The sequence below is a fragment of the Shewanella sp. SG44-6 genome, from assembly GCF_014164185.1.
GTDB lineage: Bacteria > Pseudomonadota > Gammaproteobacteria > Enterobacterales > Shewanellaceae > Shewanella > Shewanella vesiculosa.
In genome coordinates this window covers 1-20276 of sequence record NZ_JACJER010000064.1, presented here as the reverse complement: position 1 = coordinate 20276, position 20276 = coordinate 1, and the positions used below count along the sequence as shown (strand labels likewise).

Below are 20276 nucleotides of genomic sequence, written 5' to 3'. Positions count from 1 at the left end.
TTTGTGCCGTCTAAAATGGCTTACTGACACATTTATGTTAATCAATATTGTCACCTGATTATGCTGAACAGCAAGAAATTTTCAATATATTTTACAAAATAGGCACATTTAGTTTAAATAAATGCACAAAACACTTTTATGTTCATTATTTTTGACATAGCATAGCGAATATTCGTCACTCATTATTTAATCAGTTTAAGATGAATCCCTAATAATTGTAGCTATCAATGTAGAGTCAATTTATGAGCGAATATAAGCAAAATGGAATCAGCGATTCATCACAATCTTGGCCAAATATGGCGCACTTTTGGATGCCATTTACCGCCAACAAGCAGTTTAAAGCCAATCCACGTCTCCTTGTTTCGGCACAAGGAATGTATTACACCGATATTGAAGGCAATAAAGTACTCGATGCTACCGCAGGTCTATGGTGTTGTAATGCGGGACACGGAAGGCAAGAGATCTCAGAAGCGGTAAGTAAACAAATTAGCCAAATGGATTATGCGCCGTCGTTTCAAATGGGTCATCCACTTGCATTTGAATTAGCGCATAAACTCAGTCAGCTCAGTCCAGATGGATTAGATAAGGTATTTTTTACCAATTCAGGCTCAGAGTCGGTTGATACTGCACTTAAGATGGCACTTTGTTATCACAGAGCCAATGGTCAGGCATCTCGAACGCGCTTTATCGGCCGTGAGCTTGGCTATCATGGTGTCGGTTTTGGTGGCATCTCAGTGGGTGGCATTAGTAATAACCGTAAAACATTCAGCCAACAATTACTGCAAGGTGTTGATCACCTGCCTCACACTCTCGACATTGCCAATAATGCTTTCAGTCATGGTTTACCTCCACATGGCTTAGATAAAGCCGAAGTGCTTGAGCAACTGATTACGTTACATGGCGCGGAAAATATTGCCGCTGTCATTGTCGAGCCGATGTCAGGATCAGCAGGGGTTATTCTGCCACCAGACGGTTACTTAGCGCGCCTGCGTGAAATCACTCAAAAACACGGTATTTTGCTTATTTTTGATGAAGTGATCACCGGCTTTGGCCGAGTTGGTGCTGCTTTTGCCAGTGAACGCTGGCAAGTGACGCCAGACATGATTACCACAGCGAAAGCGATTAATAACGGTGCAATTCCGATGGGCGCTGTATTTGTCAGTAATACCATTCACGATACATGTATGAATGGCCCTAATGAGTTAATTGAATTCTTCCATGGTTACACTTATTCAGGCCATCCGGTTGCCGCAGCGTCAGCACTTGCAACTTTATCAATATATGAAGATGAGCAGTTATTTGAACGCGCTAAGGGACTTGAGGCTTACTTTGAACAAGCCGTTCACAGCCTTAAAGGACTGCCAAACGTCATTGATATTCGCAATACCGGTTTAGTGGCAGGTATCCAACTGGCACCGAGCGATAAAGGTGTGGGTAAGCGAGGTTACGCCATTTTTGATCACTGCTTTAGGCAAGGTGCCTTAGTGCGAGCAACCGCTGACATCATCGCGTTATCACCGCCATTGATTGTAGAAAAATCACAAATCGACGACATGGTTAATCACATAAGCGATGCGATTAATGCGGCTGGTTAATCGTTTTTAAATACCCATTTCTTGAATACCTATTTTGCTTAGAAGGATCCAGTTCATGCTTAACATTACTCATTTTGTCGATGGGCAACACACACCAGCGAGTCAGCGTAATCAAACAATCTATGATCCTGCAACGGGTGAAACCCGTGGCCAAGTATCACTGGCGAGTCATGAAGAAGTGAGCTTAGCGATTAGTGCGGCCAAAAAAGCTTACCAAACCTGGTCACAAGTCACCCCACTCAACCGTGCTCGGGTATTATTCAAATTTAAAGCCTTAGTCGAGCAACATGTTGATAAATTGGCACAATTAATCACTCTTGAACACGGTAAAGTATTAGATGATGCTAAAGGTGAAATCACCCGAGGGCTAGAGGTCGTTGAGTTTGCTTGTGGCATTCCACATTTGCTCAAAGGCGAACATACTCAGCAAGTCGGTGGCGGTGTTGACTCATGGTCAGTTAACCAATCATTAGGTGTGGTGGCGGGTATTTCTCCGTTTAACTTTCCAGTGATGGTGCCAATGTGGATGTTCCCTATCGCGATAGCCTGCGGTAATGCTTTTATCATGAAGCCATCTGAAAAAGATCCAAGTGCAGTAATGTTTATTGCCGAATTGCTTAAACAAGCCGGTCTACCTGATGGTGTATTTAACGTTATCAATGGTGATAAAGAAGCGGTTGATACCTTGTTAACTCACCCTGATATTCACGCCGTCAGCTTTGTTGGCTCAACCCCTATTGCTGAATACATTTACAGTACAGCTTCTGCTCACGGTAAACGTGTACAGGCGTTGGGCGGTGCTAAAAATCATATGTTATTGATGCCAGACGCTGACTTAGATCAAGCAGTCAATGCGCTAATGGGGGCGGCATACGGTAGTGCCGGTGAGCGCTGTATGGCAATTTCAGTCGTATTGGCGGTTGGTGATGTGGCTGACAAATTGGTGGAAGCATTACTGCCACAAATTAGTGCCTTAAAAGTGGGTAGCGGTGTGACGCCGGAAATGGACATGGGGCCGTTAATTTCGGCGCAACACTTAGCCAAAGTACGTGATTACGTTGATGCTGGCGTGAATGAAGGCGCGACGTTAGTGGTTGATGGCCGTGATATCAGCATTAGCGACCACCAGCAAGGTTACTTTTTGGGTGCGTGCTTATTTGATCATGTCACGCCAAACATGAGCATTTACCAACAAGAAATTTTTGGCCCTGTATTAGCAATAGTGCGAGTCGATACCTATGCCGAAGCCTTGGCGTTAATTAACCAACATGAATTTGGCAATGGCACCGCCATTTTCACTCAAAGCGGCCAAGTTGCACGCCATTTTTGTCACCATGTTGAAGTAGGTATGGTCGGAGTGAATGTGCCCATTCCGGTTCCTATGGCATTTCATAGTTTTGGGGGGTGGAAACGCTCACTATTTGGGCCTCTGCATATGCACGGACCTGATGGAGTACGTTTTTATACTAAGCGAAAAGCCATTACCGCTCGCTGGCCACAAGCTAAAAGCGACAGTAACGAACCTTCAGCATTTATCATGCCTACGATGAAATAAGTGAATTCGATGAACAAAAACATTAGCGATATTACCGTGTTTAGTCGCCAATCAACTGCGGTTGAGTCTTATCACTTGGCCAATGAAAAACTGATAACAGGTAATCCATTACAGTCAGTACAAAATCATTTTGAAAGCCCATGTAAGCAATTTAATGTCGGTATTTGGCAAAGTGAGTCTGGCAGTTGGAACATTAATTATAGCGAATATGAATATTGCGACATTCTCGAAGGCACTAGCATCATCACTGACAGTCAAGGCCAACGCTTAACCGTCAGTACGGGTGATAAATTTGTTATTCCAGCTGGATTTACCGGCACATGGGAAGTGGTTAATCACTGTAAAAAAATCTACGTTATGTTTGAACAACAGTAACGTTTAACCGCCATGCGGTACAGACGAAACCATGACGGTTTTGCTTCTGATAAGTGGCATACGCAGTAGCTAGATAGCTCACTATCAGTCACTGTATTTTATGTAAATGGAGATAATATCGTGTCGAAAACATTTAAAAGAACGCGAATTGCACTGTTAAGCGGATTAACGTTATCAGCTACTCTTCTGGCTCCGTTAGCCACGGCAGAAGTATCTGGTGCGGTCACTGTAACCAACGATTATCGTTTCCGTGGAATATCACAAACCGCTGGGGATCCAGCGCTACAAGCTAATATCGATTGGAGCCATGAAAGTGGTTTTTTTGTCGGTGCTTGGGGCAGTAATGTCGATTTCGATGAGCCAGATTACAATGGCCCAGACGTCGAAATAGACTTGTATGCTGGTTACTATGGTGAACTTAACGACGATACCAGTTATGACTTAACCTTATATCGTTACAACTACCCAGGCGAAAGCGATCTGGATTATTTAGAGATTAGCGCAGGTATCGACTTCAGTGGTTTCAGAGCAGCCTATTGGTATACGAATGACTACGGTGGAAGCGATCTTGATCTGCACTATACCGAAATCAATTATGGCTGGGAGTTTGCCGAAAACTGGAGTTTAGACCTGCATTATGGCTACAACTTTGGTGACGCCATTGATGATGGTGAAGGTTTTGACAGCTATTCAGATTACTCTGTGGGCGTATCAACCGAAGTCTCTGGTTTTGGCTTATCTTTAGCTTATTTAGACACCGACATGAGTGGTGATTACAAAGTAAGCTCTGGGCTATATAAAAACTCAGGCACAGTACTAGCCAGCGTTAGTTACGCATTTTAACCCTTAGGGGTTAATTGCTACGCAACAGCGCTGATCATTGTTTATCGTATTATCACTAGCCCATTGTGGCTCACTATGTACAAGTTGCAATGTGACATGAGTGTTGACGATTAAACGGATATCAGCCGGTGTTAAAAACAAAAAAACCGCATAATGCGGTTTTTTTATGCTTTAACCATAAACTAAGATTGGATATTGATTAAAAAGGTCATAAAGCAGAAGTTATTTGGTCGACAATCCATTTAGCGATTGCCCTTGGACTTGCTTTTTAACACATTGCCAGCCGTCAGCAATATGTTGTAATTGTTCGCGTCGCTGCGGGAATTTATCAGCTAAATCGAGCATTAAAGATGTTTGGATTTCACAGATTTCGGCCCAACGACTAGCATTAGAGAGTGACATATTTAGTCCTTAAATAAGTTATACATCCATTTACATGCACCTGCATCGTCATTAAATGTAGCACATATTCATCGTTTATAAAGCCATTTCGATAACTAAACCAGCCTAAAGATCACCCCCTCAGATATCCATTATGCCCTAGGTTAAATGACAGCAAATTTGCTTTAGGCAGCACTCAAATGACAAAATCATCTTGGATTAATCAATAAGGTCTTAACCATAGAATATAACTTGGATCTAGCGCATATATTTTAATAAATTAGCATTGCATCCAGAGCGTAGCATAGTATCTTATGGTAATAGCCATCGTATAAATATACGGTTTAAAGGAGCAAACTATGGTTGATACCATCATCAAAGTACTGATAATTGCAGTATTATTTTTTCTGGCCTACAAACTGATTTTTAGTGGTAGCCGTGGATTAACCCTTTTTGAAATGCATTTCAAAGATGGCAAACTCAACAGACATAAAGGCAAAATACCAGAGAAGTTTGAGCGAGACTGCCGTGCAATCGCTAAATCAAACAAACTCACTTGCACTGTTAGAGCGGAAAAGTCAGGTGACGTGCGTTTACATGTTTCGGCCAATATAGGCGATAACCTAGTACAACAGATCCGCAATCAGTTTCCATTTGAGTATTACGATAAAAAACATGTTGATGCGTCTAAGCTTAAAGGCTAATACAGCTTAATGACGAACATAAAAAATGGACTCTAATGAGTCCATTTTTTATGTTCGCAGAGCACCAGCCTATAGCTTGGTCCGTTACTTAGTCTTCTTGCTTAGCAATAACTAAAGTGACCTGAGCTACGGTAACACCAAACTTAATGATGTCACTTTTATTGATAATGGTTTGGTCATCGACTAAAAACATCCAATCATCAAAATGCACTTGATACTCACTGCCATCAACAGCTAATTGCATATCATAGCGCCAGCGTAATGCACTGCCGCGCGACTCACCCTCTGCAATACCTAAAATATCATTGGCTGTGCCTTGGTAAATACCATTACCTTTGTCAGTAATTTTCCATACTCGAGTTTGTTTTTCGCCATCATCGTAAACAAACCATTCGTTAATCACACCTTGCTTACCTTGTGGCGTGTCGGTCCAGTGCGCTTCCATAGTCACAGTAAATTTACGCGTCACCTTGCCAGAAAAATCTTGTACTATGCCTGCCGCCGTTAGCTTACCGTCAAAAAATGTGGCTAAGTCTAACTTAGGCGTCGTTTGTTGATAATCTTCAATCGAGGCTGATGAACATGACATCACACCTAAAAGTAATCCGCTAAACAAACACACATGAGCAAACTTTTTAATCATGCCGCGCGCTGAGACAGATATCTTTTGAGGTATGGATAATAGACTGGTGCGCATTAGTTGACTCCAATTAATTGTTTACGTAATTCGGGGTGACTGGTTTTTTCTGACAACCAGATATCGAGAAAAGCTTCAGGGAACTGACTGTTATTAACTTGATAATATGGCTTATCATTAAGTAAAAATGCTGCATCTTCAGGCGTGTTAACTCTAAACGTGAGTCTGTCGCCCTCTTTAACATCAGGCCATGCTTTGACTATCTGTTGACGATAAAGCTCAATATTATCTTTAGTTAACCCTAGATGCTGCCATTGCTCAATTGTCGCATCAACCAAATCACCGGCATCAATATCGCGGTGATATTGGATGTCGAGAGTCATTGGAAATCGATTAGCTTGATATTTACCGTCGATGGAAAATAATTTAGCGCTATAGATATCCAGCCACAGAAGACTCATGTCGGCTGTGCCAACTTCAATCAGTGGCACATCAGCTGTGTCGGCTTTAACCAAGGGGGCTGTTGTCGCAATATGTGAAACACTGTCACCATCATTAGCAAAAGCATCACTGACACTCAACATAACAACAAGTGCTAATACCATTGCGCCCACCACACCAAAGAGTAATTCTGCTAACCAGTGCATCGATTGGGGTATCTGCCAATGTGGCTGCGATTTAGCAGCCTTGGTTAAGGTTTTCATCTAGGATTCTCCAAAACGAGAGCCACCGTTGTAATACGGGAGTTTTTTGCTACTGATTAGTAACAGTACGGGAAATAAGCCACTCCAGATCAGTGCCAATATCAATGCACTCCAAGCATCTCCCAATGGCAGCTCCACGGCATCAAATTTAGCGCCAGCAAGATAACTTAAACAACCAAATACCCCACCCAATACTGACTGTAACCACAGAGGGAGCTTTCTGAACACAGATAAGCTGTAGTCTAAACAAAGTGCAAAATAGAGCCATAATAGTCCCAACCAATAAGGGATATTAGCGAATTCAAATACGCCAAACCACACCAATAGACTATCAACCGCGATGCCAATTGCCCCACAAACACCCATAACTAATGCATCATGACGCGCTGATGGTGATAATAAAAAGTGACTAATGATCAATAAAATAGACAGTAATAAGAGTTGATTTTGAGCCAGTACTCCCGCCCACCAAACTAATTGGAAGCACACGGCGTTAATTAAGATAAATAACGTTGGCGGAATACCGTAAGAAGACATAACACCTCACACACAGGATGAGACGTCCCGGTAATATATTACCGGGGATGTAAATAGCAAGATAACACTATCATTGATTAAGATCGGTATTGAGGACGCACGGCAACTAAATGCACTGTACTTGTGGTACGTTCTAAAAAACCACCTTCGCAGTAGCTCAGATAAAACTTCCACATACGAATAAAGTCATCACCATAATTTAAGGCTTTTATTTTGTCGTAAGCAGCATCAAAATTCTCATGCCAATGCTTTAAAGTACGCGCATAGTCTTTACCCATATCATCAATAGACCAGGTGACCATGTCGGTTTTCTTGGCGATGTGACGAGTCATTTCACTCACCGACGGTAAGCAACCGCCGGGGAATATATAGCGCTGTATAAAGTCGACACTCTTGCGATAGCTATTGTAACGTTGGTCGGCAATGGTAATCGCCTGGATAAGCATGCGCCCGTCTGGTTTAAGCATATGCTGCAGTTTTTCGAAAAAACCGCCTAAATATTCGTGGCCGACAGCTTCAATCATTTCAATCGATACGACTCGGTCATATTCACCCGTCAATAAACGATAATCTTGTTTCAATAAGGTAATACTATTTTCAAGCCCTTCTTGCTTCACTCGCGCTAGTGCATAATCGTACTGAGCATCGGAAATGGTCGTGGTCGTAACATGCACGCCATAATGTTTCGCCGCATAAATGGCCAAAGCGCCCCAACCGGTACCAACTTCAAGCAAGGTTTGGCCTGGACTTAAATCTAAACGCTCACAAATGGTGTGCAACTTGTGTAATTGCGCTTCATTTAGACTGCTATCATCTGCCGGATAAAGTGCACTTGAATACATCATTTCTGGGTCAAGAAACTCTTTATACATGTCATTACCTAAATCGTAATGCGCCAGAATATTTCGCTTAGAGCCGGTTTCAGAATTACGATTAAATACATGTTTAATGCGATTGAGACCATTGCTCAACCATGAAAAATAACGCTCGATATTGTCTAGCAAGGCTAGGTTTTTGGCAAAAATCTGCACCACTTTGGTCAAATCAGGGCTACACCAATGGCCTTGAATATAAGCTTCACCAGCGCCAATTGAACCGCCAAACACCACTTGACGATAAAAGTTAGCATGCTGAACCTGCATTGTGGCGTGCACATCGCTTTTAGGATCGCCAAACTCTGAAGTTTGATTACCATCAACAATCGTTAAATGACCTTCAGCAAGATGCGCTAATGCGCGAAGAAGAATTTTCCTTGCCAGGCTGTCAGATAAACTCGCTTGAGTCATGCTACTTTCTGTCACCATATTTTCCATGTCATTTCTCCAGTTCATACACTGTCTTATTCGATCGCTTTATTGGCGTAATGAAACTGTAATACGTGATAACCACTTATTTGGTTTACATTTTTCAATAACGATTAATTCAACTTAACGGTCTGCTTGCCAACAAATGGGATCCGCTTAATAAATAACTTCATAGCTTGCCAATAAATACCCAACATAATTTTGAGCGTCATCAATGGGTAACCCAACATAAATTGGCGTATCGAACTTGAGGTAATCAGTTGGCGTTTTAACACTAAACCAGCATCAAATAGCTTATCGTTATTGGCATTTCTATTTTCAATAGTCACTTTCAAATGTTTAGCTGGGGGCGTAATACGCCACAAGTAATGCATATCTAAGTTCATAAAAGGCGACACATGAAACACTTTGTCTGTTTGAGTAGTATTGGCAATATCCACCAGATAACAATGACGCTCATTCCAAGGAGTATTACTCACCTCAGCGAGCATATAGATTAGCTCATCTTGATGATAACAAAAGTAAAAATTGACCGGACTAAAATAAAAACCAAAATGGCGTATCTGCCCAGAAAATATCACTTTATCGCATATTTGTGTAGCACCTAAATGCTCAATGGTTGCCAACACGCGATGTTTCAATGCCACAGCATCAGAGCCTACACAAGCTTGGCTTAACGCAAGTTTCTCACCAAATTGCTGCTCAAGCGCATTGAGATAATCGCTAGGCTTAAATTTAAGTGGGGTAAACTTGTCTGTTGAAAACAACTTACTCACCGCCGTTAATGCTGGCAGTTCATCTAAATCAATTGCCATCATCGCAATGTTATAACCGAAACTGTGCACCTTAGGCGTATGACGGCGATGGTTAACCTTGCCACAGTAAATGCCACTGTTTAATTGATCATGTTTCATTACCGATGTGGGTTGATTCATAAACTAATCCCAAAAAGATCGCATACTTCAACCGCACTCCGAACGCCGTCTTCATGAAATCCGTTGTGCCAGTAAGCTCCCGCAAAGTAGGTATTGTGTTTACCATTGATAAGCGATCTTTTTGCTTGAGACTTCATGCTGGCATCATTAAATACTGGGTGAGCATAATTAAACTTACGCAAAATTTTACGTTCGTCAATTAACGCCGTTTGATTGAGAGTGACACAGAATGTTGGCGCACTGGCTGGTAAACACTGCAAAATATTCATGTTATAAGTCACACTGGCAGGACGCTGGGCAATATCTTGCTGATTTTTACCATCTAAACGATAATTCCAACTTGCCCATGCCGCTTTGCGTTTAGGCAGCAGATTAATGTCGGTATGTAATACCACTTCATTATTCTGGTATTCCATCGCACCTAACACGTCAATCTCGTCTTGAGTAGCATCAGTTAACATCGCTAATGCCTGATCGCTATGGCAACTTAATACCACATCATCAAAACGCTGCCATTCCCCTTTAGCCACTTGAACATATACGCCATCATCGCTGCGCTTAATACCTGTAACGGGAGAATTAAGCTGAATGCGATCTTTGAAAGGTGCCGTTAAAGCAGGAATATAACTGCGCGAACCGCCTTCAAGTACATACCACTGCGGGCGATCATTAATATTTAATAATCCATGATGTTGGAAAAAACGAATGAAAAATCGCAGTGAAAAACCGCGCATATCATCAATACTGGCAGACCAAATAGCGGCGCCCATAGGTAAAATGTAATGCTCACAGAAAAAGGCAGAAAAACCTTGCTGGTCAAGATATTCACCTAGTGAAGCCGTAGGGTATTTATCTGCCTCATAAATCACTTTACAACCATTATTAAACCGAACTATCTCGCCTAAAAACTTGTAAAAACTTGGACGAAATAAATTACGGCGCTGGGCAAATAAACTCCACAAATTATGGCCATTATATTCAAGCCCCGTGAGTGCATTGTTAACACTAAAGCTCATTTCAGTGGGTATCGATTTAATCTTAAGTTGCGCCATTAATGTTTCAAAAAGCGGATAAGTACGATCGTTAAACACAATAAAGCCTGAGTCGATTGCGTATTGCTGGCCAGCAACTTCTACATCTATGGTAGCTGTATGACCACCAATATAATCATTAGCCTCAAACACAGTTACTGTGTGTTCCCGGCTGAGTAAGTGGGCACTCGTTAAGCCTGCAATTCCACTACCTATTACAGCAATATTTTTCATTTCGTTAATCCCTGACACTAAGACTTTATTGTTGATTGACTTGAGCAAGCTATTTAGGAGCCAATAAAGACACTAATAATTTTTCTGGCAATAAAGAGGCTAATTTAAGTAACCAAGTGAATTTGGTTGGAAAATGGATCTCACATTTTTGGCGTTGCATACCGTTATAAATGGCCACAGCGGCTTGCTGAGGCGAGATTTGCATTGGCATAGCAAAGTCATTTTTAGCGGTTAAGGGGGTTTTAACAAAACCTGGGCAAATCACACTCACCCCAATCCCATGTTTGGCAAGATCAACTCGTAAACTGCGACCTAAATAAGTAATGGCCGCTTTTGATGCGCCATAGGCTTCGGCACGCGGAAACGGCAGATAGGTGGCGCTTGAACTCATCAGCCCCAGCTGAGCACCACGGCCTAAAAGCGGTAAAAAATGTTCTAGACAATAACCCATAGCAACCACATTGGTATTGATCACTCGCGCAAATAAAGCCGAGTCAAAATGCAATGCATCATCAATGTATTCGCAGCTTCCGGCATTCAATACCACTTGCTGTAACTGCCAACCATTATGCTGCAATAGTTGCTTAAGCTTAGCGGCGGCGGCTTGTACCTGCTCATTATCAGTAATATCAAATTCTAGCGGTGTGGCGCCGGTAATCGCCTCTAATGCTTGAGCATTTCGGCCACAAGCTATTACAGCAATACCTTTTTCAAGGTAATATTCAGCTAAAGCTAACCCAATACCTGAGCTGGCTCCAGTAATTAATACGGCCTTGGAACTCGCGTTAACAGTTGCCATTACTTCGCCACCCTATTTTTAAGTAAGCCGATGAGACCTCCTAAAAAAGGCACTTGCTCATAGAGCATTTGTCCTAGGTCAAAGTAGTCTCTATGAGAAAATATCTTATCGGAAAATTTAAGTTGCGACATGCCTTCAACATTTATTAGCTGGCCTTTACTTAATTTAGGATGTGTATAACTCATGGTCCAATACAAAGCGGCTTGCTGATTATCAGCACTGATGACCACTTCTTTGATATCAAATTCAATGTGGGTGACGTTTTGATACATGTTGGCAAAATAATGCGTTAATGCTTCCATGCCCTCGACATGATGCATCGGATCTCTAAAGCAAATATCATCGCGATAGACTTGACTGAGTAGAAACAAATTATCTTTATTGAGCTGTTGATACATATTAATAAAGGCATCAACAATAGCCGGATGACCACTCACAGACGCAGAATTGTCCGTATTTAATGGTACTGATTGAGTATCAACTATCGATTGTGCACCTTGCATTAACAGACTCCTACCACGCGACCCTAAAAACTCACGGAACATAAATATAACAATGCCTTATATGACAATCAGATAAAAGCATTTAATGACCGTGAAACAAATAAAAACTTATGGGGGTTGATACGACATACTCGCAAAAGTAGATCAACATGTTAAATGAGCCACACAGCAAAACGCCTAAGCAGAGCTTAGGCGTTAATAAAGTCAGTAATTGTGTGTTTTATTCAGAAACTGAGTAACCTGTTTTGGCCACTGGATGCCAGTATTTATCAACTTCCTGTTGAATAAATGCATGTTTCGCCTTCATCGCGTCGGCTTCAACAAAGCCAATAGCGGCGTGGGCTTTTTCTTTGGTACTATAATCTGGGTACTCAACTTCAGTAACTGACATTTGACTTAATATGCGGGCCAATACTTCACGGGCATAAGTAACCTGTTCAGTCGATTTATCCAGTAGTTCAATCCCTTCTTTAGGATTATGAGCATACATACCATGCGATGCAGTGGCAAAATCCCAACGCCATTGTGAATGACGAATAGCCATAATAGCATCATTCATTTGCGCCCATGTAGCCCCCGCATCCCACGCTGCTTTGGCTTCGTAATGCGCCTTAATCAGCAATGACTCTACATGTCGTGCTTTGGCATCAATAGTAGCTTTGGTTTTATCAAGCTTTTTGGTGATGGCCGCTTTACTGCTATGACAATTTGCACAACTACGATCAAAATTGTCTAATGCACCACCAACCTTATGGTCAGTAAATGTAGCGCCTTTTTCATCGGTCGCAGGCGGCATATGACAGGTTATACAGGTCACGCCTTGCTTAGCGTGAGCCGAACGACTCCAATGTTCAAACTCTGGATGACGCGCTTTTAATATTGGGGTTTTAGAAATGGGGTGGATCCATTCGTAAAAGCGACGTGTGTCGTAATACTTTTCAATTTCATCGGCAGTGCTGCCAAAAATCCATGGAATATTAACCTTGTTATTATTTTCAGGCTGGAAATAATAACTCACATGACATTGACCACAAACCTGTGCCCCTTGCATAGTGTGGTTTTGCTTATCAAAAGGCAGTTTAATTTTTGCCATCGCATCTTGTGCATGTGGTCGAGGTAATGCGAGTTTAGCACTGCCATCAACATGACAATCACTGCAGTAAACAACGGATTTGATTTCACGGCCTAAATCAACAAAATTGGCACCTGAAAAACCTTGAATACCCATTTCTTTAATCAATCTAGGGGCATCAGGTGTTTTACAGGTCCAGCAACTGGCAGATAAACCTTTGTCACCTTCAGCTATTGCAACACCAGTACGCAAGGTATGTGTCACGTCAGCTACAGCAAACTGATGCCCGCGAGGGCTATGATATTCTTTGGCAAATGATGAACCTGCCCATAAAATGATATTGGCAGGATATTGCGCCAGTATATCGTCTCGATCTACTTGTTCTTCGGTTGCTTGCCATGAGTCATATTGTTGTGGAAACTTTAGTTGATTAGGATCCACCTCAGCACCTTTGAGCGACCAAGAGGTTAGACTCAACAGAGCTATTGCCCCAAGAATAACACTTAAGCCTATCTTGCTTCGCATCGGCTGCGTAGCCTTCATTATCACCTCGATAAGTAGATCCATCACATTGCTAACCTTTGTTTATTCATCACGTTAATTAATCTTTGAGAACTAAGTCTAAAGTACTGCTTATCTATAAATGGGTTCACTGGTTATGACACCGTCTGTTTAACTACCTAGCCGGGTTATTGCTTAAGTAACTTGATATAAAAGATACAGTGGCCAGATTATCCCGGACGACCATCAAGACGTGGTCGCATTAATATCGGCGCGTAAAACCACACAAATAGCCCAAAGCCCATAAACCAACAAGCCCCTGCTGCCCATAACCAAATTTGCGTGTATTCAGGCATCAACAAAGGCATAACGGCACGTAACACTGCAGCAAGCGGCACACATAAAAATGCCCAGGTCATGTTAGGTCCTTGGTAGATATTACGACTAGTATGCCCAAGTGAAACTCTTGAAATCATTGATAAACATAATGAAGCAATCCCGCCAATGGCAAACAGATGCAGCAAGGTACGATAGGCATATTCGTTATCAATATTTACAGCCATTAATAACAGTGTGATAGGCAACGAAAAATACGATATATGTAACGACCATAACATCGGCTCTTTTAGAGTTTTATGTGCTTGCCATCGGGCAAAACGGAGTAAATGTAATATGCCTGCAACAACAAGCAGCAGTTGCTCTGCCCCCTTAGGAAGCCAATGAGTGATGGCTTGAATAAACAGTAAACCCATTGCCAATATTAACGTCTTCTCGAGTGCGATAATGGGATCGGGTTTGGGTTGTTTAATTCTCATTGCGGTAAAAAATGGGATCACGCGGCCACCGACTATAGTGATCACCATGGCGAACCACCAAATCATCCCTTGCCATAATTGAGTTGATAACGAGAAGTTACGTTCAGACAGAGCATAGTAACTGACTAAGTTGACCACTAAGGCCACCAGCAATAGCAGCGGAAACCCAATATTTCGCCATTGCTTAACGGGATAAATACAACGCCACAATGCATAAGCGCTCAAGCCTAAAAATAAGCTGTCGAATATTGCCGGTAAAAACAAAGGAATATTCATTGGCAACAGCAACATCAAGCGAGCAATAAACCAACACCCAAAGGTGAGCATTAATGCGCGCCCTTTAATGGTCGGTTGGTTAGTCCACGCCTGAACGGCTGTGAGTAAAAAGCCACATACTATCGCCATGGCAAAGCCGAATAACATTTCGTGCGGATGCCACCATAACGGCACCACGTTAGCCCAAAATTCACTGTTAAATAGGCTAAATTGTGACGTAAACCAACCCATTAACCACAATGGAATATATAAGGCCGCAATACTCGCCCCACCCAAAAAAAATGGTCTAAAGCCTAAACGCCATATAGCAGGAGTGTTATCAGTTTCCGCAGGATCATCAATATTTAACATAAACAGTTCACTCACTTAGTGGCATAACAGCAACAAGATTTAAACATGCATAAATTTTAAACCTTTAATAAGTAATTCTATGCCGTTAATTGAACTGCTTCAATCAATACTCACCAATCGACCGCTTAGCCAAGCCCATAGTGTGATCTAAGCCCAAAAAAAGGCCGCTATTATCATAAGAGATAATAGCGGCCTTAAACTGTATTCACCGATTTGCGAACTTAAGCAGTCAAGTTAATCAACTCAATAGCTCGTCAGTAGTGACAATAAATAGGATTAACCACGCTTTAACGCACTTAACACTTCTATTGCCCGGAGGCGGGCCATCTTGTGTTCAACAATAGGTTTTGGATAACTGTCGCCTTGTGGTGAGGCAAATAAGTCATTAACGTTAACCGTTTTAGGTTCATGGATATCTTTTAACGACCAGCGGGCAACCTCTGGAACGTAACGTTTAATAAAACTGCCATCAGGGTCAAACTTACTACTTTGGGTCATAGGGTTAAATACCCTAAAATAAGGCTGCGCATCGCATCCGGTGCCAGCAGACCATTGCCAACCACCATTATTGGCCGCTAAGTCTCCATCAATCAATTGCTGCCTAAAGTAACGTTCACCCCAGCGCCAATCGACCAATAAGTGCTTGGTTAAAAAACTGGCGACCACCATACGTAAGCGGTTATGCATCCAACCCGTTTGATTTAATTGGCGCATGGCAGCATCAATAATCGGATAACCCGTCTGCCCATCGCACCAGGCGGTAAACTCCTCAGCATTATTTCGCCAAACAATCCCTTTACCCAGCTCATTAAAATTTTGCGCCATTGATAAATGCGGGAATGCCACGAGCAGATGTCGATAAAACTCACGCCAAATAAGCTCATTTAACCAGGTTTTCGCCGCGCAAGTATCATCAACTAATGCTTCTGGGTATCGCGCTAATATTGCCGCAACACATTGACGAGAACTCACCACTCCGATAGCTAAAAAGGGTGATAAGCGACTCGTGCCTTCAAGGGCGGGGAAATCTCGTTCTGCTTGATAATCTGCAACCTGACTTGCTAAAAATTGTTCAAGTATTCGCTTTGCTGCACCTTCGCCAGCAGCCCATTGTTCGCTGTTACGCGAAGGGCAAGTAAACTCAATAGCGGCAGGTGATGGCAAGGCTGCCGCAACTGGAGCTGGCACTGCGAGGGGAACTATCGCTTTTTGACTGGCAATGCTTTTCCATTTTTTCGAAAATGGGGTAAACACCTTATACATATCACCAGACAAATTTTGTACTTGCCCACTTGCCAATACACAGTCTTGATCAATTAACGTCAGGGGTAACCCTTGCTCAATTAAGCCACTGTCGCGGCGGCGTTCGTTAATTTCCGGCTCGCTACCGGCAAACACGGCATCAATATGATGCTGCTGCAGGTAATCATTTAACGCGGCCTGAGTATCACTAAACCACTCAAGATGCAGTACGTCCAAGGGTATGCCTAACGCAGCAAGTGACTGGGCTAATAAATTGACGTGCCGCTGAATAAAGTTAATTTGTATTGGCGCGACATCATGCTGCGCCCATTGCGACGGAGTCACAATATACACAGCCCTAACCTTACTTTGATGTTGCTTGGCAAATTGACAAGCCGCGACTAATGCTGGGTTATCAGCAACACGTAAGTCTTGCCTGAACCACATCAAGCTATTCATAGAAGTCATTAACACTCGACCTAATAGGCGTAACGAAGCTTTAACGCTTCAGGGTGCGGATTTAAATACACTTGCTCTTCAATATAGGGTGTCGGAAACTCACGCACATAATGATTGATCAAGGTAATAGGAACCAGTAAAGGCAATAGTCCTTGACGATATTTTAAAATCGATTCGCTTAATTCCTCTTTCTGGGCTGCTGTCAGTTTCTTCTTAAAATAGCCCTGAATATGCTGCAAAGTACTGGTGTGATTTTTACGGGTGGCAATAATTTTAAGCGCGGTCATAAAGCCCTCAAAGTATACCTGCGCCGACTGCTCAACATCTTGAATATCAGCCAGAATAGGGCCTAGCTCGCGATACCATTGGGGACTATGTGCCATAAGTAAGTACTTATAACGCGAATGAAACTGCATTAACTTATGCTTAGTTAACCCCGACTGGGTCATTTTACGCCAATCGTTATAGGCAAACACTCGAGTAAAGAAATTCTCTCTTAATGGCAAATCATGTAAACGGCCTTCTTCCTCCACTGGTAGTAGTGGATAACGCTCCATTAATTTCTTGGCAAACACGCCGACACCAGTCTTGGTTCCATTATTGGTGCCAATTTTGTACTCGGTTACCCTTTCCATACCGCACGTTGGCGATTTAGCACATAAAATATAACCACCAAGGTAGTCTAACTCTTCTACTTTAGCTTGGGAGTATTCATTCAATTTATCGGTCACGTCTAACGAGCCATCGGCACTGCGGATATGGACAATATCGCCATCTCGCACTTGGCGAATACTTTTACGTGGTGCACCCATGCCAATAGCCATTTCAGGACACACTGTGGTGTATTCAAAAAACGGTTCAATTTCTTGTCTGCAGTAATAGGAGTTTTTGTGGCCGCCGTCAAAACGAACTTGGTTACCCAGCAAACAGCTGCTGATCCCAATCTGGATTTTTTCTGGCACAAATATATCGATATCTGGCATGTTATGCACTCCTGTGGTAAAAGTAATATTCCCAAGGTGGGATTAAAAAAGATAGCATAGTTAACGCATATGTAATTAGACCAAATATACGAATAAAACAAAATTAAGTTCATTGTTTATAGGGATATTTGTGGTTTTGTGCAACATAAGATTAGGGCGGTTAAAGTTTGTTCGCAGCAAACGGTTTTCAATCGCAGTATAAGATGTGCCACTTAGTCATGCTAAACAAAACCTGATAACAAACTCATTGTATCAAGATAACCAAGACCCTTTAGCCGCCCATTTGGATAGCATCCGAAGCCACCTTCTAGTGCGTTATTGGCTTGTTATCGAACAACCATTTGCGGCAAAACATAATCAAACATAACACCAACATAACCTTACTTAAAAATAGCGATAAAAAAACAGAACCTAAGTTCTGCTTTTTATTCATATGCAACTTAAGGCGTTAACTCAACGCCACTGATTGAAATGTTAAATGAGTTTTACGCTCGATTACCCACGCGCTCTAGGCCCCAAACCAAACCAATGCCAATCAGCAGACACACTATAGCGACGATCATTTGTGATGACTCACCGGTAATTTGCTCAAACTGAAACGGAGATAAATTTTGCTCAACCAATGGCACTAACTCGCCTTTAGAGTTTTCACGCCAGCTAATCACTTGTTTCCATGGCCAGATTTTACCGAGCGTGCCTAACATCAACCCAGTTAAAAAGAGTAAAGTCGCATCGTGGAATTTACGCAACAATGCCGATAACACATGGCTAAAACTCAATAGTCCCGCAACAGCACCTAAAGCAAAACAGGCTAAATAAACAATATCAAACCCTTTTGCAGCAGCTAACACCGCAGGATACATCCCTAAGAGCAGTAAAATAAAACTGCCCGAAATGCCCGGTAATATCATGGCGCAAATAGCAATGGCACCACAGAAAAAGAAGTTAAGGTAACTCACCTGCATTTCAATAGGGTGCAACACTGTGATTGCCCATGCAAATGCGACACCGACAATAAACATAACAACCCGAACAACAGTGAATTTATCCACTTGCTTGAGCATGTGAGCCACAGAAAACAAAATTAAGCCAAAAAAGAACGACCACACTGGAATAGGATGCGTCTCTAATAGCCAAGAAATTAATTTAGCTAAGGTAAAAATGCTGGTTAAAATACCGCCAAAAACACACAATAAAAAAGGACCGTTAATGTGTAAAAAAGCACCTTTAATCCCTTTTTGTTTAATCACCCCCACTAACGACAAATTAATTTTGCGAATACCATCCAACAGCGGGTCTAAAATACCGGTAATAAATGCAATTGTGCCGCCAGACACCCCAGGAACAACATCTGCCGCCCCCATAGCCATACCTTTAAAATAATTTAATATCAGTGAGTCAGTTTTCAAAATTCATCCTTAAAGTGTCTAATCAAGTAAATTATACCTGTGGCCAGTGTAATGAGCGATGGAAAATATTGATCATGACTTCACCGCAGGTTACAACAATGCTAACCTCATCCGACCAGACAACTTACTTACACAATAACCAGAGTCTTTCCAATGGCCCAAACTAAATCTAATAAAGTCATGTCGCTATATCAAAAAGTGACCGCGTACCCTTTTGGTAAGCATATATTCTCTAAAATGGTAGCGCGTATGGCGCCCTATTTTGGCACAGTACATCCTTACATAAGCGATTTACGTGTAAACCGTTGTGAATGTTTAATCAAAAAGCGTAAAAAAGTCCAAAATCATATTGGCACTGTGCATGTTATTGCTATTTGTAATGGTTTAGAAATGGCTATGGGCACTATGGCTGAAGCATCGATTCCGGCGCATTTACGTTGGATACCAAAAGGAATGTCAGTCGATTACACTGCAAAAGCGGCGAGTGATATTTTATGTGTTGCAGAGGTAAAACCAGAGCAGTGGCAAGTGGGCGATATGTTAGTCGATGTTAAAGCCTATGATACCAATGGTGTGGTGGTCGTCCAAGGGCACATTAAACTGTGGATTTCACAGAAACCTCAAAAATAATTAACTAAAGGTTGTCTATATCTATAGTTTTTATTGAGTTTTTTATTCAATTGATTGAAAGGCATAATGTTAATAATGCTGTGCGCAAGCAAATATAAATCATCATAATGGCTATGATCTATGATGGCTGCAAAGCTCATAGTTAAGGTGTTTCAGACGAGAACAGTAAGTTTAAATGGCAGAGCTTAGTTAATCATCATATTGATTAATAAGCAATAATATTCGCATCAGCTCAGAGAACGTTCGAGTCTGAGTTTTAAAAGGCGTCATATAACATGTAATGCCGCTCGCTTAACAGTGAGCGGCTCTTTTCTTATAGGGGTAACGTGGTGCTTTATATAGCACTTGTCTTGGAAATGGTTTTCGCTTTCTTTTTTTTGGTAGGATTAATCGCTTTCCAT

Annotated in this window: 20 protein-coding genes; 6 read left to right on the top strand and 14 right to left on the bottom strand. The window is 42.0% G+C overall.

Annotated elements, in window-relative coordinates; all coding sequences use genetic code 11:
- Positions 1–242: 242 nt before the first annotated feature.
- From H5185_RS12765 to H5185_RS12750, 4 genes are all read left to right on the top strand, one after another.
- Positions 243–1595, top strand: a complete 1353-nt coding sequence (locus tag H5185_RS12765; RefSeq protein ID WP_182742296.1) for an aspartate aminotransferase family protein — start codon at positions 243–245, stop codon at positions 1593–1595.
- A gap of 55 nt (positions 1596–1650) precedes the next feature.
- A complete protein-coding gene (locus tag H5185_RS12760; RefSeq protein WP_182742295.1) occupies positions 1651–3150 on the top strand; it encodes a CoA-acylating methylmalonate-semialdehyde dehydrogenase in 1500 nt (499 codons plus the stop codon).
- A gap of 9 nt (positions 3151–3159) precedes the next feature.
- Positions 3160–3525: a cupin domain-containing protein gene (locus tag H5185_RS12755; RefSeq protein WP_124017897.1), complete on the top strand. Its 366-nt coding sequence runs from the start codon at positions 3160–3162 to the stop codon at positions 3523–3525.
- A gap of 120 nt (positions 3526–3645) precedes the next feature.
- Positions 3646–4368, top strand: a complete 723-nt coding sequence (locus tag H5185_RS12750) for a TorF family putative porin (RefSeq protein ID WP_124017896.1) — start codon at positions 3646–3648, stop codon at positions 4366–4368.
- Positions 4369–4590: 222 nt separating this feature from the next.
- On the opposite strand, the gene H5185_RS12745 is transcribed toward H5185_RS12750, so the two are convergent.
- Positions 4591–4770, bottom strand: coding sequence for a hypothetical protein (locus H5185_RS12745; RefSeq protein ID WP_182742294.1), 180 nt, complete (start codon positions 4768–4770; stop codon positions 4591–4593).
- A 338-nt stretch (positions 4771–5108) separates the two neighbouring features.
- On the opposite strand from H5185_RS12745, the gene H5185_RS12740 reads away from it, so the two are divergent.
- Positions 5109–5453 (top strand): DUF3634 family protein, encoded by a 345-nt coding sequence (locus H5185_RS12740; RefSeq protein WP_124017894.1) that lies wholly within the window; start codon positions 5109–5111, stop codon positions 5451–5453.
- A gap of 88 nt (positions 5454–5541) precedes the next feature.
- Here H5185_RS12740 and H5185_RS12735 read toward each other — a convergent pair whose 3' ends face one another.
- The 13 genes from H5185_RS12735 to H5185_RS12675 all read right to left on the bottom strand — a co-directional run bounded on the left by H5185_RS12735 (position 5542) and on the right by H5185_RS12675 (position 19206).
- Positions 5542–6096 carry a DUF3833 domain-containing protein gene (locus H5185_RS12735; RefSeq protein WP_182742301.1) on the bottom strand — a complete coding sequence of 185 codons (555 nt, stop codon included), beginning with the start codon at positions 6094–6096 and terminating at the stop codon, positions 5542–5544.
- Positions 6097–6149: 53 nt separating this feature from the next.
- The gene (locus H5185_RS12730) at positions 6150–6794 is read right to left on the bottom strand and encodes a chalcone isomerase family protein (protein ID WP_182742293.1); all 645 of its coding nucleotides are present in this window, start codon (positions 6792–6794) and stop codon (positions 6150–6152) included.
- Complete coding sequence (locus H5185_RS12725) at positions 6795–7331, bottom strand: DUF2878 domain-containing protein (RefSeq protein ID WP_182742292.1); 537 nt, start codon at positions 7329–7331, stop codon at positions 6795–6797. It abuts the gene before it with no gap.
- Positions 7332–7408: 77 nt separating this feature from the next.
- On the bottom strand, positions 7409–8644 hold the full coding sequence (locus H5185_RS12720; RefSeq protein WP_182698984.1) for a cyclopropane-fatty-acyl-phospholipid synthase family protein: 1236 nt from the start codon (positions 8642–8644) through the stop codon (positions 7409–7411).
- A 104-nt stretch (positions 8645–8748) separates the two neighbouring features.
- Positions 8749–9570, bottom strand: coding sequence for a DUF1365 domain-containing protein (locus H5185_RS12715; RefSeq protein WP_182698970.1), 822 nt, complete (start codon positions 9568–9570; stop codon positions 8749–8751).
- On the bottom strand, positions 9567–10835 hold the full coding sequence (locus tag H5185_RS12710) for an NAD(P)/FAD-dependent oxidoreductase (RefSeq protein ID WP_182698971.1): 1269 nt from the start codon (positions 10833–10835) through the stop codon (positions 9567–9569). Before H5185_RS12710 ends, H5185_RS12715 begins: the two co-directional genes overlap by 4 nt.
- A 49-nt stretch (positions 10836–10884) precedes the next feature.
- The gene (locus H5185_RS12705) at positions 10885–11634 is read right to left on the bottom strand and encodes an SDR family NAD(P)-dependent oxidoreductase (RefSeq protein ID WP_182742291.1); all 750 of its coding nucleotides are present in this window, start codon (positions 11632–11634) and stop codon (positions 10885–10887) included.
- Positions 11634–12137, bottom strand: a complete 504-nt coding sequence (locus H5185_RS12700) for a nuclear transport factor 2 family protein (RefSeq protein ID WP_220494452.1) — start codon at positions 12135–12137, stop codon at positions 11634–11636. Before H5185_RS12700 ends, H5185_RS12705 begins: the two co-directional genes overlap by 1 nt.
- A gap of 220 nt (positions 12138–12357) precedes the next feature.
- Entirely contained in the window at positions 12358–13752 is a 1395-nt protein-coding gene (locus H5185_RS12695; protein WP_220494451.1) for an ammonia-forming cytochrome c nitrite reductase subunit c552, read from the bottom strand.
- A 188-nt stretch (positions 13753–13940) separates the two neighbouring features.
- On the bottom strand, positions 13941–15152 hold the full coding sequence (locus H5185_RS12690; protein ID WP_182742289.1) for an NnrS family protein: 1212 nt from the start codon (positions 15150–15152) through the stop codon (positions 13941–13943).
- Between the two features lie 276 nt (positions 15153–15428).
- Positions 15429–16862, bottom strand: a complete 1434-nt coding sequence (gene phrB, locus H5185_RS12685; protein ID WP_182742288.1) for a deoxyribodipyrimidine photo-lyase — start codon at positions 16860–16862, stop codon at positions 15429–15431.
- An 11-nt stretch (positions 16863–16873) separates the two neighbouring features.
- Positions 16874–17836: a DUF523 and DUF1722 domain-containing protein gene (locus H5185_RS12680; RefSeq protein WP_220487700.1), complete on the bottom strand. Its 963-nt coding sequence runs from the start codon at positions 17834–17836 to the stop codon at positions 16874–16876.
- A 485-nt stretch (positions 17837–18321) separates the two neighbouring features.
- The gene (locus tag H5185_RS12675) at positions 18322–19206 is read right to left on the bottom strand and encodes a DUF368 domain-containing protein (protein WP_182742299.1); all 885 of its coding nucleotides are present in this window, start codon (positions 19204–19206) and stop codon (positions 18322–18324) included.
- 192 nt (positions 19207–19398) lie between these two features.
- On the opposite strand from H5185_RS12675, the gene H5185_RS12670 reads away from it, so the two are divergent.
- Positions 19399–19875: a hotdog fold domain-containing protein gene (locus H5185_RS12670; RefSeq protein WP_182722487.1), complete on the top strand. Its 477-nt coding sequence runs from the start codon at positions 19399–19401 to the stop codon at positions 19873–19875.
- The last annotated feature ends 401 nt before the right edge of the window (positions 19876–20276 follow it).